This is a genomic window from Paenibacillus sp. V4I7, assembly GCF_030817275.1.
Lineage (GTDB): Bacteria > Bacillota > Bacilli > Paenibacillales > NBRC-103111 > Paenibacillus_E.
Window position 1 is genome coordinate 6,267,539 of record NZ_JAUSZD010000002.1, and the last position, 16,179, is coordinate 6,283,717.

At 46.8% G+C, this 16,179-nt stretch carries 15 protein-coding genes and 1 pseudogene; 6 read left to right on the forward strand and 10 right to left on the reverse strand.

The annotated features are described in order from the left end of the window. The first annotated feature begins 10 nt into the window (after positions 1–10). Both hisC and mscL read left to right on the forward strand, forming a co-directional pair. A complete protein-coding gene (hisC, locus tag QFZ80_RS29350; RefSeq protein WP_307562281.1) occupies positions 11–1,126 on the forward strand; it encodes a histidinol-phosphate transaminase in 1,116 nt (371 codons plus the stop codon). 122 nt (positions 1,127–1,248) lie between these two features. After that, positions 1,249–1,716 carry a large conductance mechanosensitive channel protein MscL gene (gene mscL / locus QFZ80_RS29355; RefSeq protein WP_307552233.1) on the forward strand — a complete coding sequence of 156 codons (468 nt, stop codon included), beginning with the start codon at positions 1,249–1,251 and terminating at the stop codon, positions 1,714–1,716. An 18-nt stretch (positions 1,717–1,734) separates the two neighbouring features. Here mscL and QFZ80_RS29360 read toward each other — a convergent pair whose 3' ends face one another. The 5 genes from QFZ80_RS29360 to QFZ80_RS29380 form a co-directional block, all read right to left on the reverse strand. Further along, positions 1,735–2,499: a (S)-benzoin forming benzil reductase gene (locus QFZ80_RS29360; RefSeq protein WP_307562283.1), complete on the reverse strand. Its 765-nt coding sequence runs from the start codon at positions 2,497–2,499 to the stop codon at positions 1,735–1,737. Beyond that, positions 2,500–3,333, reverse strand: coding sequence for a hypothetical protein (locus tag QFZ80_RS29365; protein WP_307562285.1), 834 nt, complete (start codon positions 3,331–3,333; stop codon positions 2,500–2,502). It abuts the gene before it with no gap. After that, positions 3,333–3,536: a copper ion binding protein gene (locus tag QFZ80_RS29370; RefSeq protein ID WP_307552226.1), complete on the reverse strand. Its 204-nt coding sequence runs from the start codon at positions 3,534–3,536 to the stop codon at positions 3,333–3,335. Before QFZ80_RS29370 ends, QFZ80_RS29365 begins: the two co-directional genes overlap by 1 nt. Before the next feature lie 197 nt (positions 3,537–3,733). Further along, the gene (add, locus tag QFZ80_RS29375; protein ID WP_307552224.1) at positions 3,734–4,780 is read right to left on the reverse strand and encodes an adenosine deaminase; all 1,047 of its coding nucleotides are present in this window, start codon (positions 4,778–4,780) and stop codon (positions 3,734–3,736) included. Positions 4,781–4,986: 206 nt separating this feature from the next. Further along, positions 4,987–5,670, reverse strand: a complete 684-nt coding sequence (locus tag QFZ80_RS29380; protein WP_307552223.1) for a DNA alkylation repair protein — start codon at positions 5,668–5,670, stop codon at positions 4,987–4,989. A gap of 121 nt (positions 5,671–5,791) precedes the next feature. Between QFZ80_RS29380 and QFZ80_RS29385 the strand changes: the two genes are divergently transcribed. The 4 genes and pseudogenes from QFZ80_RS29385 (at position 5,792) to QFZ80_RS29405 (ending at position 8,902) form a co-directional block, all read left to right on the forward strand. Continuing rightward, positions 5,792–6,589 (forward strand): Cof-type HAD-IIB family hydrolase, encoded by a 798-nt coding sequence (locus tag QFZ80_RS29385; RefSeq protein ID WP_307552221.1) that lies wholly within the window; start codon positions 5,792–5,794, stop codon positions 6,587–6,589. Between the two features lie 160 nt (positions 6,590–6,749). Then, positions 6,750–7,336 (forward strand): annotated as a pseudogene (locus QFZ80_RS29390) (AMP-binding protein). A 195-nt stretch (positions 7,337–7,531) separates the two neighbouring features. Beyond that, the gene (locus tag QFZ80_RS29400; protein ID WP_307552219.1) at positions 7,532–7,981 is read left to right on the forward strand and encodes an acyl-CoA thioesterase; all 450 of its coding nucleotides are present in this window, start codon (positions 7,532–7,534) and stop codon (positions 7,979–7,981) included. A 69-nt stretch (positions 7,982–8,050) separates the two neighbouring features. Beyond that, positions 8,051–8,902 (forward strand): SDR family oxidoreductase, encoded by an 852-nt coding sequence (locus tag QFZ80_RS29405; protein ID WP_307564264.1) that lies wholly within the window; start codon positions 8,051–8,053, stop codon positions 8,900–8,902. A gap of 531 nt (positions 8,903–9,433) precedes the next feature. On the opposite strand, the gene QFZ80_RS29410 is transcribed toward QFZ80_RS29405, so the two are convergent. From QFZ80_RS29410 to QFZ80_RS29430, 5 genes are all read right to left on the reverse strand, one after another. Then, positions 9,434–10,306 carry a carbohydrate ABC transporter permease gene (locus QFZ80_RS29410; RefSeq protein WP_307552218.1) on the reverse strand — a complete coding sequence of 291 codons (873 nt, stop codon included), beginning with the start codon at positions 10,304–10,306 and terminating at the stop codon, positions 9,434–9,436. A 28-nt stretch (positions 10,307–10,334) separates the two neighbouring features. Continuing rightward, entirely contained in the window at positions 10,335–11,210 is an 876-nt protein-coding gene (locus QFZ80_RS29415; RefSeq protein WP_307562287.1) for a carbohydrate ABC transporter permease, read from the reverse strand. 72 nt (positions 11,211–11,282) lie between these two features. Continuing rightward, entirely contained in the window at positions 11,283–12,629 is a 1,347-nt protein-coding gene (locus QFZ80_RS29420; RefSeq protein WP_307552215.1) for an extracellular solute-binding protein, read from the reverse strand. Positions 12,630–12,751: 122 nt separating this feature from the next. After that, positions 12,752–14,311 (reverse strand): response regulator transcription factor, encoded by a 1,560-nt coding sequence (locus QFZ80_RS29425; protein ID WP_307552213.1) that lies wholly within the window; start codon positions 14,309–14,311, stop codon positions 12,752–12,754. Further along, on the reverse strand, positions 14,308–16,104 hold the full coding sequence (locus QFZ80_RS29430) for a sensor histidine kinase (RefSeq protein WP_307562289.1): 1,797 nt from the start codon (positions 16,102–16,104) through the stop codon (positions 14,308–14,310). The genes QFZ80_RS29425 and QFZ80_RS29430 overlap by 4 nt, the downstream gene beginning before the upstream one ends. Between the last annotated feature and the right edge of the window lie 75 nt (positions 16,105–16,179).

Genomic DNA, 16,179 nt, shown 5'->3' on the forward strand with positions numbered 1-16,179 from the left:
AGTGATTATTATGAGTCGGACATTTAAACATATCCGCCCTCGCAGCGTTCTCTCTCGCATGAAACCTTACTTTCCTGGGAAACCAATTTGGGAAGTTCAACGAGAATTAGGAATCGATAAGGTCACCAAGCTTGCTTCGAACGAAAATCCATTAGGCCCTTCACCACTGGCACTAGCAGCCATTCAATCATATCTATCCGATATCCACCGTTACCCTGACGCCGACACGGTAGACCTCAGGGGGGCAATTGCGGAGAAATTACAGTTTTCTTCTGATGAAGTCCTCGTAACCAATGGGGCGGATGAACTCATTACGCTTATTTCAGAAACATTTTTGGACCCAGGGGATGAGATTATTGTTCCTTCTCCAACTTTTAGCGAATATGAATTCGGGGCTAATTTAATGGGCGCTCTTGTCGTGCAAGTACCGCTTCGCGAAGATTATCGTTATGATGTTGACGATATACTCGCTGCTGTAACAGAACAGACCAAACTGCTTTATATTTGCTCACCTAACAATCCAACAGGCACCTATATGAAGAAACAGGATTTACATCGGCTTATGGATGAGCTCCCTTCCCATGTTCTTGTTATTTTTGACGGGGCTTATAGTCATTTTGTAACGGCGAATGATTATTGTGATGGGTTGGAGCTTGTACGTAGGGGCTACCCCATCGTCGTCACACAAACCTTTTCCAAAATATATGGATTGGCTGGTATACGTGTTGGGTATGGCATTGCGTCACCAAGTATTTTGCACAGTATCCGTCAGGTCAAAGAACCATTCAATGTGAATGCATTAGCACAAGTTGGCGCTACTGCGGCGATTAAAGATGATCAGCATCTTGATGCGACTCGTAAGATGAATGCCCAAGGGAGAGAGCAGTTATATGATAGTTTGCAGGAAATGGGATTTCATTTCACACCCAGTATGAGTAATTTCCTATTGGTTGAGCTTGGGCCGGACGCTAAAAACATCTATGAAAAGCTGATGAATAAAGGAGTTATTATCCGTTACGGCGGGGCTTGGAACCTCCCTGAACATGTGCGGATTTCAATTGGGACATCAGAAGATCATAGGATATTAATCAAGGCGCTTCGCGAAATATTTATTCAGCATACCTGATTGCATCCCCACAGCTCTAAAACGCCATGAAAGGACAAGCGGAAACCTACCCCGAATTGTTTGTGTGCAATCAAATATGCTACAATACTAACAATTATTGTCTCATGGGGGTAAGCGAAGCGATGCTGAAGGAATTTAAAGATTTTGCATTCAAAGGGAATATGGTAGATTTGGCTGTTGGGGTTATTATCGGGGGAGCTTTCGGGAAAGTCATTACGTCGATTGTGAATGATTTGATTATGCCGCTAGTTGGGCTGCTAATAGGTAAAGTGAAGTTCAATGATCTATTTATTTCATTAAATGGCATTCATTACGATACCCTTAAAGATGCGGCTGCAGCCAGTGCACCTACCTTTAATTACGGGCAATTTATTTCGACCTTCCTGGACTTTCTAATTGTTGCTTTTGTCATTTTCCTTGTTATCAGACAGCTTAGCAAGTTCCGCAAGAAAGAAGAGCCGAAAGAAAAGGTGTTAACATCCAAATCTTGCCCGCACTGCTTGTCCGAAATTCCCGTACAAGCTACACGCTGTAAGTTCTGTACTTCAGAACTGTCATCAGGTACTGCTGTGACTGGGAGCATTCAATAGGTATGATAAAAGCCCGAATCATTTTAGTGATTCGGGCTTTTTTGTTCTTAAATCAGCGATCTCGCCTTGCTCGAAAGCGTTTGTCTGAAGCAGGTCGAGCAGCTGCCTCGCAGTCGCTTCGGGTGATTGCAGCTCGCCCTGCTCTTTGAGCTGTACGAACCGGCTCACCTGCGGGAAGTCCACTTCTGCAGCAGCGCGAATCTCCCGCTGCATATCCGTGTCAACCACACCCGGCGCGATGGAGTAAATCTCCACCGGGTGCGGTTGGTTCGTCTGCTCGACGCTTATGCAGCGCGTCAGCATATCGAGCCCGGCTTTGGCGGTGCAGTAGGCCCCCCAGCCGGGGTAGGGTTTCTTCCCCGCGCCCGAGGAGATGATGGCGACCCGCTTCATGATCGGCCACGCCTGCGTGAGCCGAATGAAGCTGTTCGTCAGCAGCGTGGGCGCGATGAGATTAACCTGCAGGCTGCGCTGCAGGTCGTCATGGTCTGCTCGGCCGATCGACGTCATCGGCTCGAGCATGCCAGCATTATTGATGAGCGTGATGGAATCCGCTCCATCGACCGTGCTGAGGATTCGCTCCATGAGCGAATCCAAGCCTTGCGTGTCCGCCAAGTCGTAAGCGTGGAAGGTAAGTGTACCTTCCGCGCGCAGCGCCTCTTGGCGCAAAGCATTACTGTCGCTGCGGGAAATGCAGTGAATCGCAGCACCCAGCTGTAGAAGCTGCTGGATGATCGCAGCACCAAGTCCTTTTGATCCGCCTGTGATGATATATATGTCCATTTACGGCACCTTTACAACAAAAGGAATTGTTATTACTTGACCATCCCTTTGAAATTCGCCCCAAATTTTATAAATACCACTTTTGGGAAATGACGTCTTAAATTTGGCTTCTGGCCCTGATGATTTCTCATCTACAGGATGTACATGCAGATATTGGTCTGCTTTCTCATCAAGAATAACCACATGCCCTACTGCACCTAAATAGGGCTGCAGATTGGTTATTGGAGCTTTCGTAACAGCATCCTTGAAGGTATAGGTCAAATCCAGATCCATTCCCGCCATGAGATGATCAGCCGCCATTGATATCTCCATACCATTCACCGTTGCGGTAAGCTTGCTGTCTGGCTGCAGGGCAATGGCTGGCGCAGCCTCTCCACCTGCTTTAACGACGTGACTCTTGACTATTTGTGCTTGCCCGCTAGGTTTAAAATCAGCGAACAACTTATAGTCGCCACCTGCAGGAAACGCTGCACGAATCGTGAACAGTCCCTTACCTTGATAGGTCGGGTGAATGTGCTTGTAGTAGGAAAGATCTTGGCTAACAAGAATCAGATGCATCTTTTTCTCATGGTTCAGTTCAAAATCATCCACTGATTTCCCGTCTTTATCAAGGATCTGTATCGTCATCTCAGTCTCTTTTTTAGCTTGAACAGGGTCAGGGGCAAGCTTAAATATAGCCTGAATTCCTTCTTTATCCGCTGATTCACCACTGCCATGGCCAGCATGTTCCTGCTCTTTATTTTCGGAATGAGCGGAGTGCTCCGTAGTTGTTGCTTTACCACAAGCACTCAATAAGAGAGCCGCCGTGAGGAGAATTACGCCTATTTTCTTCATTATTGCACCACGTCGTAGCCTTGCTCTTCGATCGCCTCTTTGATCGCTTCCACGCTAAGCTTACTTTCATCGAACTGTACTTCGACTTCTTTGTTAGCCAGATTCACTTTGCCTTCTGCACCCAGCTCCTTCATCGCTTTCTCAACCGAATTCACACAGTGATTGCAGGACATTCCTTCAACTTTCAAAATAATAGTAGACATTTTCAACACTCCTTTATGGGGTTAATTATTTCATTAGGGTATTCATGTTTTGAGCAGTTCATCCACAACGGCCATGTCGCCTTCTTGAATACCACTATTATTTTTATAGTATACCCCCCTACCCTATATTGTCAAGTCTCATTAATAAAAAAAGAACCCGCTGCCTGATCGCAACGAATTCTTCTCTCATTAGGCTATTAGTTGAGCACGCCCAAACTACTCATTTCCTCTTCCATCTCTCGTCTTAGCGACAGCTTATCATCATCTTCCATAAACGCGGCATCTACGCCATTCATGATCAGCTTAACCAGCTCCGGTGTCGTAAAGCCAAAGCGATCCGCGAGCACCCGGTATTCATTGGTAATGTTCGTACCCGATACGCTGGGGTTATCTGTATTAATCGTCACGACCAGCCCTTGCTCCAAATATTCGCGAATCGGGTAGGCTTCCCAACCGGAAACGGCCTTCGTTTGGATGTTGCTGATCGGGCACATTTCGAGCGGGATGCGGCGATCCTTGACCATTTCCAATATGGACCTGTTCTCCTTCAATCTAACACCGTGCCCAATTCGAACAGCACCGAGGTTCGTAACGGCTTCAAACACGTTGATCGCTCCCGCTGCTTCACCAGCATGGATGGTGATTGGAATACCAAGTCTTCCTGACTCCGCAAAAACCTCCCGGAAACATTCCGGCGGATACGACGCCTCATCACCGGCTAAGTCGACAGCGACTAAGCCTTTCCCTACATACTTAGCAGCCGCTTCGATCACCTCTAAGTTGCTTTCGCAAGAATGATTTCTCATACAGATCGCAATGACGCCGACTCTCACACCGAAATCACGCTGCCCCCGCTTCATTCCCTCGACCACATGATGAATCGTTTCCTCAACCGTCAAACCGTTGTTCCGGTGTAGCTGCGGTGCAAAACGAACTTCCACATATCTGCAATTATGCTCAGCAGACTGTTCGACGACCTCATAAGCAACCCGCTCCAAAGCTTCAGCAGATTGTAAAAACTGTGTAGTAAAATCAAATTTGCTTAGATATTCAATGAGACTTCCGCACTCCTCACCTACACGCATATGTGGAATGAGTCCATCTGTATCATAAACAGGAAGTTCAATGCCTTGCCTACGAGCGAGATCCAGAATCGTCTCTGGCTTCACACTTCCATCCAAGTGCAAGTGAAGATCAACCTTGGGTAATCTCGCTAATAGATCGTTAGTACGCATGTTATTCATCTTCCATCTCTCCTTTTCTTTTAATCTCGTAACGCGCTTTTAAGAATTTTAATAACTTTACTCGAATGTCATGATTATGTCAATATATATGACAAATATTTCGTTTTATTAATATATGCGTTAGGTATGGTGACATTGCATGAAATTCTCGAAATAAAAAAAGATCCACTTCAGGGTCATTCATCCCCCTCTGTGGATCTCCTATATCATTTTTCCTTACGATGAATCACTTTCAAAGCTTCCCTTACGCTTAGCGGCGAAAGCTCCGTACTTGCAACGAAAGACTGTACGGCCGCAGCGTCTGTCTTCGAATACTCACGAAGCGCCCACCCTATTGCTTTGCGGATGAAGAATTCCTTTGAATCGGCCATGCGTTTGATACAGCTAAACAGAAGCGGTACATCCGTCCGTTGTTTATACTTTAGTTGGAACAATATCGCTGTTCTTTGCAGCCACATATGATCCGAAGCTAGCCACTTATCCACATAGGATGGAATCAACTCAGGAAACCTCTGCAAATGAAAGCCGATTAAGTGATCAGCGATCATATCCACGGTGTCCCACCACGATTTTGTCACAACGAAATGCTCCAAGACATCGATATGCTCCCGTTCAGCGGTTTTTCGCAGCCCTGTAAGGACCAATAATGCCGTGTAGGCAAACTCGCGCTCCGACAATTCCCAGAGCTCTTTGGCAACTTTGACCCCCTCCTCACCTTTAGGGATGCCATGTTCCTTCGTGAACTTCTTGGTCAATGCTACTCGCGCTGGATTTCGGATCCCGAGAAATGAGAAATGATTCTTCATGTAGGCTTCCATACTTGGTGCATTTGCCGTGTCACGGTGCGCTCTTAGCCAAGCTTCCAGCTTGTCCGTATAAGGGGATGCCATCGGTTACGTACCTCCTTTTTAACCTATCGGCTATATGCTTTATTGTAGCAATTCCAAAGTAATTCGGGTATGCTTATAGCAGAATTTTTGCTATAGACTACATATCGGAGGAGAGAACTACATGACTTACAAACTAGTTGCCGCTGACTTAGATGATACGCTGCTGCGTGATGATCTAACCATCTCACAAGAAACTATTGATGCTATGCACCAGGCTGTTGCCAAAGGCGTAACCGTAACGATTGCAACGGGAAGAAGCTTCCCATCCGCCGCCAAGATTGCCAACCAGATCGGACTTAATGTTCCGATTATCACCTATCAAGGCGCTTTAATCAAAAATCTACTTGATGAGGAAGTCCTCTACGAGCGTACAGTCCCTGTTGAAAGCGCCCGCCTCCTGCTCGATTTCTGCGAAAAGCGCGACCTTCATCTACAGCTTTACCATGGAGATCAGCTTTATGCTGGTGAAGATAACGAAAAGATTAAAGCCTACGTGCGTCTTTCCAAGACGCCTTATATCATTGGTGATCTGCGCCAATGGATTGACATCCCTCAGCCTAAGATGCTTATCGTAGATACACCGGAAGTTTGCGACCAACTGCGCGAAGAGCTGCTGCCTCTGCTGGGAGATAAGCTGCACATTACGAAGTCCAAACCGCACTACTTGGAATTCATGCATAAGGAAGGTACCAAAGGACATGCGATTACTTTCCTTGCCGAGCATATCGGCTGCTCCTTAGATGACGTTATTGCTCTGGGCGATGCTTGGAATGATCGTGAAATGCTGGAAGTCGCTGGACTTGGCGTCGCCATGGACAATGCGCTGCCGCAGCTCAAGGAGCTGGCGAACTACGTGACGAAGAGCAATAACGACGATGGCGTTAGACATGTTATTGAAAAGTTTATTTTGAATACGTAAGAGTACCTAAAAGTACGCAAGAGCTAAACCGATTCCATCTGCATGGTTCACATGTGCAGGAGTCGGTTTTTTATTTGCAATCGCTTGTTTTTTGGACATATCCTGTCCCTCCGGCTTATATATTACAATAGAATCAGACCATCTCCGGAGGTGTTTCCACATGGGAATTTTTCCATTAACGCTGCGCTCTCTCTTTGAACGTTCACAAACCTTGTTCCCCAAAAAAGAGGTTGTTTCACGTACAAGCACCGGCATCCATCGATATACGTATGCCGATTTCAGGAGACGTGCGAAGCAGTTATCCAGCTCCCTGCAAGCATTCGGTGTGAAGCCCGGCGATCGGGTTGCTACTTTTGCCTGGAATCACCACTGGCATCTAGAGGCTTATTTCGCCATGCGGAAGACCGTTTTCTCTTCGTCGATGAGACCTTACTCCCTATCATAGAGAAAATTCAGGATCAACTTACGACGATAGAGGGCTATATTTTGATGACGGACAAAAAGGAATTGCCTCCTACTTCTTTACATCCCGTCTATTTATATGAGAACATGATAGAAGGCGGCGACCCTCAGTATACATACACTGCCGACATTAATGAAAGCGCTCCCGCAGGCATCTGTTATACATCTGCGACAACGGGCAATCCCAAGGGTGTGGTGTATTCTCATCGCGGGATCTACTTGCATTCCCTCTCCATTGGTCTAGCGGATACAGCAGGAATCGTTCCAGGACGGTTGGTTCTATAGCGGAGATATCGCGGTTATTGACAGTGAAGGATTTGTGAAGCTGGTGGACAGGGCCAAGGATCTGGTCAAAAGCGGCGGGGAATGGATTTCGTCTCTCGACTTATCAACGAAATACCTAAATCGTCGGTCGGTAAATTTATGAAACGCGAGCTTCGCGAGCAGTATCAAACCTATTTTACAGGAGACTAGATAGCAATGAATAATTTTGAATTAGAGGGCTTCCGCTTTTTTACACCAACGAAAGTTCGTTTCTGTGAAACCGATGCGAACGGACACCTTAGTCACCTTTCTTCTGTCATTTACATGGAGCAAGCCCGCTGTGAGTATATGAACGGTTTGGGTTTATTTTTTGCAAATTCGGATGGTAATCTGGCTGGTAAAACCTTCTTTCTCGTCAGCCAAAGTGTCGAATACAAGTCTCAAGCGCATTTTAACGATAACCTCGATATTTATATGAAAGTGAGCCGGATCGGCATTTCATCGATTGAAACTCAGTATGCCATTGTTAAGCGGGAGAATAAGCAGCTTGTGAGCTTCGCTACCAGCACCGGCGTCTATGTCGATGTTCATACACAAAAAGGCACCCCGCTCCCAGAAGATTTAGCAAGCCGTATCGAGCAATTCGAAACTTCGTTCCTAGGGTAGCAGCAATAGAGCAGCATTTACAGCATTAATTATTAGCAGCGTAAATTGATGATGAAAGGCGCGATGGATATGTTCGATGCAACCTTGCTGAAGGATAAAGTCATTCTTATTACAGGTGGCGGTACCGGTCTGGGCCGTGCTATGGGCGAGAAATTTCTGACTTTGGGGGCAAAACTAGCGATAACCAGCCGACGCGAGGAGGTACTCGCTAAAGCGGCTGCCGAAATGGGCAGTGATGGCAAAGAAGTATTCTACAAAAGCTGTGATGTGCGTGACCCGCTTCAAGTTGCCGAAATGGTAGCCGCCGTGGAACATCACTATGGCCGTATTGATGTACTGATTAATAATGCAGCCGGCAACTTCGCCAGCCCGACAGAAAGTTTATCTCCGCGCGCTGTGGATGCGGTGCTGGATATCGTCCTTCATGGAACGTTCTATACCACGTTAGAAGTGGGCAAAAGATGGATCGAGCAAGGCGTCGGCGGTACGATGCTGAACATCGTCACCTCTTACGCCTCCACCGGCTCGGCCTTCGTTGTACCGTCGGCTGCGGCCAAGGCCGGCGTGCTTGCGCTGACGCGCTCACTTGCCGTCGAGTGGGCGCGTCACGGCATCCGGCAAGTCGCTATCGCGCCGGGACTCTTCCCAACTGACGGCGCGTGGAGCCGACTGGCTCCGACACCCGAGCTGTCGGAGAAGCTCTTGAACCGCGTGCCGCTGCGGCGGGTCGGTGAGAAGGATGAGCTCGCGAACCTTGCAGCTTATCTGATTTCGGACTACGCCGCGTACATTAACGGCGAAGTGGTCACAATCGACGGCGGCGAATGGCTGCAGGGCGCCGGACAGTTCAACGACCTGCTCGAGGTGACCGAGGAGCAGTGGATTGGGCTTGCGGAGATGACACGCAAGGGCAAGTCGTGATTTTAGGTACGCTTATTTGCTTACTTATTTGCGTAATGTTGTATTTTGCACAACATTACGCAAGTTAATCCACGTTTTCCCCGTGAATGTTGCAGAGTTAACACAACAATTCTAGCCAAAAAGTAGCTTTCTAGCATAAAAAAAGGCTTCATTGTTGCACGTTATGCAACATCTTCTGCTTGCCCAGTGAGAAATCAAGGAAATTGTTGTACGATGTACAACTCTATTTCCCGACCTGGTTCCCTCTGTTTTCTCTGTTTACCTGTACCTAATCTCCCTACTTCTTCTCTTCTTTTTCTCGAAATACCCCACAAAAAAAGATCCTGGTCGGCAAGATGAACTTGCGTCGGGATCTTTTGTGCTTCAATCAAGCGGATTGATTAGAACAAACCAAATTCCTACCAGATGATTTGGCTGTTTTAACACCGTATCGCCATTTGGAATCCAAGGATAGTGATTTTATTTATTCACACCATTAATTATTGGTTTTAGACTGCTGTATATAGTATAAGACTTGTTCTATATCCAAACTTATCCTTTGACAGCACCAGCCGTCATTCCCTTCATAATCTGCTCCTGGAACAGCAAGAACACGATAATGGTTGGCAGTACGGCAATGGCAAGTGCAGCCATCGTCAATTCGTAATCGGTCATATACCCTGTAGCAAAAGCAGATAAACTCAGCGGAACCGTCTTAAGCGCAGGCTTGCTGATAAAGACTAGTGCGAACGCAAAATCATTCCAAAAACGTAAAAATCCTAAAATCGCAACCGTAGAGAGCGCTGGCAAGCTAAGCGGAAGCATCATTTTAAAGAAAATACCCCAATAGCCCGTACCGTCGATTAACGCTGCTTCCTCAATTTCTTTGGGAATCGTAATTAAATAAGCCGCAATGACGAAGATGGCTAATGGCAGTTCAAAGGCCACATAAGGTAAAATGAGTGCGCCGTATGAGTTCAGCAGGCCGATTTTTTTCATAATAATAAATAGAGGTACGAGTGTACTATGGATCGGAATGAGCATTCCGAGTAGGAATAAACCCATGAAAAATGGTTTCCATTTAAATTCAAACCGCGACAAAACAAAGGCTGCCAGTGCTCCAATGACTAGGGTCAGCACGAGCGAGGCCACCGTCACTACGGTAGAGTTCCAGAGCGAGAGACCCATACCCGATACTTTCCATGCTCGAACGATATTGTCCCATTTCCAAACAGTCGGCAGTAAAAAGGGCCGCGAATGAAATTCCTCATTGGACTTTAAAGCACTCATAAATAACCAAATTAACGGGTAAAGCGTAACAAGTGCGTACAGGGTCAAACAGACGTTGATGACACCGCGCGCCCACCCTCTTCGCTTCTTACCTCCAGCGGGAAAACCCGTCTGCATCGATACAACCTGCTCCATAGATGTCCCTCCTGAGAGAATTTATTTCCTAACGATAGTCTCGTTTCATGAGATATTGACTGCCAACGATTAATAATAAACTAAGAATAATGATTGCCGTGGAAATGGCGCTGCCAAAACCGAAACGATACACATTGAATGTGCTGTTGTACATATAAGAAGCAAGCAGTTCCGTGGAGTGTGCCGGTCCACCGCCCGTCATGACATAGATGAGATCGAACGCCTTCAAGCTTCCGGATATGCATAGCACGACGGCTACTTTGACTGTATCCCATATCATAGGCAGTGTGACTGCAAACAATTTGCGCACCGGACCCACGCCGTCAAGCTGAGCAGCGTCTTCAATCTCAGGTGAAATATTTTGTAGAGCAGCAATAAACATAATCATGTAGGGACCAATATAATTCCAGATGATCGGCACCATGAGCGCGAACATCGATACTTTCGGATCGGAGAGCCAAGATTTCTTCCAGCTTTCAAGCCCGATGCCCTCAAGTAAGAAGTTGAGAATACCGATTTGCGGGTGGTAAATGTATCCCCAGATGATCCCGACAACAACCGAAGAAAGCACCATGGGCATAAATACAGAAGCTCGAATAACACGTTGAAATAGTGTACTGCGCATGAGCAGAAGCGCTAATACCATAGCAATCGGAACCTGACCGAAAACGGAAGCTGCAACGATAAGCATGTTATTTTTAAAAGCTTTCCAGAAGATTGAGTCTTGAATCACTTCTACATAGTTGTCAAATCCGATAAATTTGGCAGCTCCGATACCTTTCCAGTCGAAAAAGCCGTAGTAGGCTGACCAGAAAATCGGTACAATGACAAAAAACAGATAGAGTATTAAGGCCGGAAGCAGCCCTATGGTAATGAATCCTCTGATTCTTGCGGATACGGTCATAACTTCCCTCCTTGCTATCTTTTTTGAAAAAAGGCTCCAGCCGGGCTTTGGCTGGAGTCCTGTGGCCGTACTTTATTTGCCGACGGCTTTAGCTTGCGCGTCTTGAATTTTTTTGGCTATATCCTCAGGCTTGCCACCCATAAGTAGCTCTTGAAGACCATTGTTCACGACATCGGCACTAGCAGAGCTAAGCTTGCCATCGTAAACTGGCGTTTTCTTGACCGTGTTCATCATTTTGTACACTTCTGCAAACAAGGAAGATACTTTGGTTGTATCCAAGTCTACTTTGTAGCTAACGAGTTGGTTGCTTTCCAAGATGGCTTTCTGTGCTTCTGGGCCAGACAAGGTATAGATCAGTTCATAGGCTGCGGCTTTCTGAGCGCCTGTAACTTTCTTACTCATACCAAGTCCTGTTCCTACTACGCCTGAAAGGGAGTTCGGATCACCTTTACCGTTAGGCACGGTGGGCAGAACGGTAACAGCCATGTTAGCTAAAGCTTCTTTGGACGTATTCGACGCTAAGTTCGGTAATGCCCAACCGCCATCGATCATCATGGCTGCTTTACCTTGAGCAAACATTTGTTCCATTTGTGTATTATCAATGCTGTTGAAGCCTTCTTGGAAGGCGCCAGCCTTACCCAGCTGTTGGAGATACGTCAAGGCTTGAACGAATTCTGGATCCGTAAATTTGGCACCATTCTGATCCACTGCTTTCAGGAACCATTCCGTACCTGTTACACGGTCTGCAAGTGAGCTGAGAATGCTGGATTGCGCAACCCAAGCTGCTTTGTTGCCAAGTGCGATTGGTGTAACATTATTCTTTTTGAACGTATCCACCAGCTTCATGAGATCGTCCCATGTCTTAGGCGGCTGTACATTATATTTGTTAAAGATTTCTTTGTTGTAATAAAGGAGCGAAGTAGGAGATAGAGCCATCGGTGCGCTGTAGGTTTTGCCTGAGATCGTGAAATCATCAAATGAGCCTGGCATGAAACCGTTCTTCCATTCCGCTTTGCTATCGAGCAGCTCATTAATCGGCTGAATCAAATCACCACCGACAAATTCCTTGGTCATGACACCTGGCCACATCACGAAAAGATCTGGCATTTCATTAGCGGCAGCTACCGTTTTTAACCGTGGACGGTACCCATCGGGCGGAATTCCCTGTATATCTAACTCGACATTCGGGTGATCCTTCTTGAACTTTTCCATATATTCACGCATCGTTTTGGCGCGGAGATCTTCACCTGTATAGTTGTGCCAAATCGATAATTTTACTTTCTCAGCTGCTTTGGCTGCATCTGTCGATTTGGGAGACGTGGTACCTGCGGCACCCTCTGTTGTTCCACTTGAACCACAACCGGCTAATAAAGCTAATGACAACGTGGCCGCCAGTGTAACGATCAATGACTTTTTCATTTTGTTTGACCTCCTAAAAGTTTTCGTAGATACATAAGTTCAAGCTTCTCTCTGAACTTTAGTATAGAGGACATATTCAGGAGGGGGTACGGGAGAAACTTCGGCGCAGAGGGGGACATTATTCAGTCCTTTTTCCCTTGCCGAAATTCGGATGGCGTTCTTCCGGTATACTTCTTGAACTGCTGCGTAAAGTATTTGATATCTTCATATCCAACTCTTCTAGCAACATCACTGACTTTGGTCTGTGTGCCCTGAAGGATATCCACGGCGCGTTTCATCCGTTCTTGGGTGACGAATTCGATATACGTACAGCCTGTCTCCCGCTTGAACACTTCGCTAAAATGGTTAGGATTCACATGCACGAAACCAGCCACCTGCTGCAGCGAAATCGGCTGATGCAGATTGTCCCGGATATAGGCAATGGACTTGTGAATATACGCGTAGCGATTCTGATCCAAGCCTTGATGAAAACGCGTCATCACGGCAGAAAGCACCTTAAAGACTTCCTCTTCGGGACGCCCTTCCCCCTCATAGGTAGGCAGTGTGCTAAGAGGAACGGTCCCGTCTTGAGAAGAACTGGCCCGTTCAAGCCATCGATGACCGGCTATGATCATCGACTGCAAATAGCCCTGCACCGTAAGCGGCGTCGCTGCGGCATCCTCCATCAGAGCCCTCACCTTCTGGTTCACCCAGTGCCTCAGCTCTGTGGCATTGCCGCTCATCAAGATCGCTGTAAGCTCCGCTTCCTCCTTCTCCGTGCAAACCGTCCGACCTCCGCTGCGCCCCCTGATATCTTCAACGGCAAACAGTCCATGTGCTCCGAGCAGCCCTTGATAAGCAAAAACTTCTTTCGCCGCACGATAAGATTCCCGAAGGCCTTCGCAATTCAGCGTTACGTTTCCAAGCGCTGCGAAAGCCGTGCATTTGAGCGTTTCGGTAACGCGCTTAAGCGCCTTTGCGAGCCCAGCTTGATCGGTCATCCCGGCTTCGTGACGCACTACAAGCAACAGATGGTCCTTTTTCATCAGCGTAACACACGGGAGCAGCTCGAAGAGGATATTCTCTGCGGCTCCTTGCAGAAGCTCTAAGATAGGCGTCTCCCCCCATCCGGACACAGAGATCAGGAGAACTTGCATGGCTGCAGATTCACCTGACTCAGGGTGAACATCCACACCATTCTTGCTAAACCATATTTGCAGCTGCTCTTGAGCTTCCCTATCATCGTTCAAACCGCGATTGAGCACACGTTCCAACAACTGATTACGCAGTGCAGCCTGTTGAAGATTATCTTGTTTGATCGACTCCCATTTATCCATGATGTTCTGCTTCGCTTTCAGCGCAGCTTTAATAATCTCTTCCGGACGACTTGTCTTCAGTAAGTAATCGGTCACACCTTCGCGCAGTGCCTGCTGGGCATAACTGAAATCATCGTAACCCGTAAGGATAACGATCTCCGTATCCGGCAGTATCGCTTTCACCTCTCGTGCAAGCTCGATACCGTCCATACCTGACATACGAATATCGGTCAGCACAATATGCGGCTTCTCTTCAGGAATGCGCTCTAAAGCCTCTTCAGCAGAAGAGGCGGCCGGAAGCAGATCTAGCCCGAGCTCTTTCCAGTCAATTACCGTACAAAGACCTGTTCGTATAATAACCTCATCATCTACAATCAAGATTCTCATGTCGCCAGTTCTCCCATCCCAAGAGGAATTGAAAATGAAATGCTCGTCCCCACACCCAGTGTACTCTCAACAATAAGCCCAGACTCTGCGCCATAATGCAGTAACAATCTCCGGTGGACATTGATGAGTCCGTAACTAGTAACAGCTATCTTTGATTCTTTAGCGACTTCGCTTCGCATACCCAGTTGACGATTGGCCAAAAAGAGCTGATCTTGAATCTCATGAAGCTTCGTCTCCTCCATGCCTATTCCGGTATCTTCAACAACGAATTTCATTTGACTATCCTGCAGTTCTCCGTGCACATAGACGTAACCCTTCGCTTTTTTCTTCTGGATACCATGAATAAGGCTGTTCTCAATCAGCGGCTGTAGAAGCAGCTTCAGCATCGAGGTTTGCACCATCGCGGGATCGATAAAAAATTCAATCTCAAACTGGTCTGGGAACCGAATAGCTTGTATATAGGCATAGTTCTGAGCATGAGAAATTTCCTGCTGAACGGCACAAAACTCCTCGCCCTTATTCAAACTAAATCTTAAAAAATCACTGAGCGCGCCCACCATTTCAGCAATTTGACGATCCTTATTCATCAAGGCAATCCAGTGTATGGAGGAGAGTGTATTATACAGAAAGTGCGGATTAATCTGCGCCTGCAGAGCCATAATATCTGCTTCCTTTTTCATCGCCTCGTTCAGCTGTACTTGATCCTTCAGTCTTCCTATCCTTTCACTCAGCTTATTATAACTGTGTACGAGCAGTCCGACTTCATCGACGCTTTTCACCTCATAGGTAGGAATCGCCTCATCTGGATTCAGATCCTTCAGATACTTGGTCAATTTGGTCAAGGGCTTTGTTACCCATTGCAAGAAGTAAAGCACCATCCCCATAGCAAGCAGCAGGGCAATTACAATCGTAACGGCTGTCACTGTGAGCACGTAACCATTTTGCTTTTGATAAATCTGTGTAGGGATGAAACCGACCAATTTCCAGCCTAGCCGAGGAATCTGACTATACAAAACCGTATGCGGCTGTTCGTCTCTTTTTACGTTTAGCACACCGCTTGTCTCCGCTAGCTCCCCCATTTTCGGAAAAACTTCTCCGACAGTTCGTGCTAACCAACTCGGATCGCCACCCGAAATGATCTGATCATATTGATCTAACAAAAGAACGAACCCGCTGCTTTCCCAGCCTGAACTTGTCAAATAACGCTCGATCTCTGCCTGATCCAACGAAACGGTAAGCGTACCTAACGTCTTGAACGTACTGACATCACGAATGGGTCTAACGAGTGAAACGACCTTCTTCGGTCCGTCCGAAGTTTGGTTTTCATACAGCGGGGACCACCATTTTGAAGCTGGCCTGTAAACGGATTCATATTGCTGTGAAAGAGGATATAATCCTGAATTGGTTATGGTCGTTGTAGAAAGAGCAGGGTTGCCATTTTTCGGTGTAATCGTAATGTTGGAGATGTATTTTTTGGAATACGATAAATTCCATAAGGTGCCCACGATAAGTGAATAGCTGTTGACGTCCCCTTCTTCGTTATTGAGATACGTTTGAATATCCTTTTGCCCGATCAGAAAGACCGACATATTCTCAACGTCTTGAATAACAAAATCAAGCTTATCCGACACTTGCTTCAGTGTGTTCATCCCCGCCTGCTTCGCTTTATCCTCCGTCACCGATGTTGCGATGCTATAGGAAACGATCCCCATTGAAAGCAGCGGTAAGACAACTGCGAATAAAATAAGCAAAGACAGTTTTCGTTTCAGGGATTTGGCAAACCAGCGTCTCATGGGTGATCCCTCCTTCGGTCTTACAATGATCTTTTTTACATAGTACCATGAGCATCGTCAGAAAATCATACTTTT

Coding starts and splice junctions, on each gene's coding strand:
- hisC (WP_307562281.1), top strand. CDS start 11: ATGAGTCGGACATTTAAACATATCCGCCCTCGCAGCGTTCTCTCTCGC.
- mscL (WP_307552233.1), top strand. CDS start 1,249: ATGCTGAAGGAATTTAAAGATTTTGCATTCAAAGGGAATATGGTAGAT.
- QFZ80_RS29360 (WP_307562283.1), bottom strand. CDS start 2,499: ATGGACATATATATCATCACAGGCGGATCAAAAGGACTTGGTGCTGCG.
- QFZ80_RS29365 (WP_307562285.1), bottom strand. CDS start 3,333: ATGAAGAAAATAGGCGTAATTCTCCTCACGGCGGCTCTCTTATTGAGT.
- QFZ80_RS29370 (WP_307552226.1), bottom strand. CDS start 3,536: ATGTCTACTATTATTTTGAAAGTTGAAGGAATGTCCTGCAATCACTGT.
- add (WP_307552224.1), bottom strand. CDS start 4,780: ATGAATAACATGCGTACTAACGATCTATTAGCGAGATTACCCAAGGTT.
- QFZ80_RS29380 (WP_307552223.1), bottom strand. CDS start 5,670: ATGGCATCCCCTTATACGGACAAGCTGGAAGCTTGGCTAAGAGCGCAC.
- QFZ80_RS29385 (WP_307552221.1), top strand. CDS start 5,792: ATGACTTACAAACTAGTTGCCGCTGACTTAGATGATACGCTGCTGCGT.
- QFZ80_RS29400 (WP_307552219.1), top strand. CDS start 7,532: ATGAATAATTTTGAATTAGAGGGCTTCCGCTTTTTTACACCAACGAAA.
- QFZ80_RS29405 (WP_307564264.1), top strand. CDS start 8,051: ATGTTCGATGCAACCTTGCTGAAGGATAAAGTCATTCTTATTACAGGT.
- QFZ80_RS29410 (WP_307552218.1), bottom strand. CDS start 10,306: ATGGAGCAGGTTGTATCGATGCAGACGGGTTTTCCCGCTGGAGGTAAG.
- QFZ80_RS29415 (WP_307562287.1), bottom strand. CDS start 11,210: ATGACCGTATCCGCAAGAATCAGAGGATTCATTACCATAGGGCTGCTT.
- QFZ80_RS29420 (WP_307552215.1), bottom strand. CDS start 12,629: ATGAAAAAGTCATTGATCGTTACACTGGCGGCCACGTTGTCATTAGCT.
- QFZ80_RS29425 (WP_307552213.1), bottom strand. CDS start 14,311: ATGAGAATCTTGATTGTAGATGATGAGGTTATTATACGAACAGGTCTT.
- QFZ80_RS29430 (WP_307562289.1), bottom strand. CDS start 16,104: ATGAGACGCTGGTTTGCCAAATCCCTGAAACGAAAACTGTCTTTGCTT.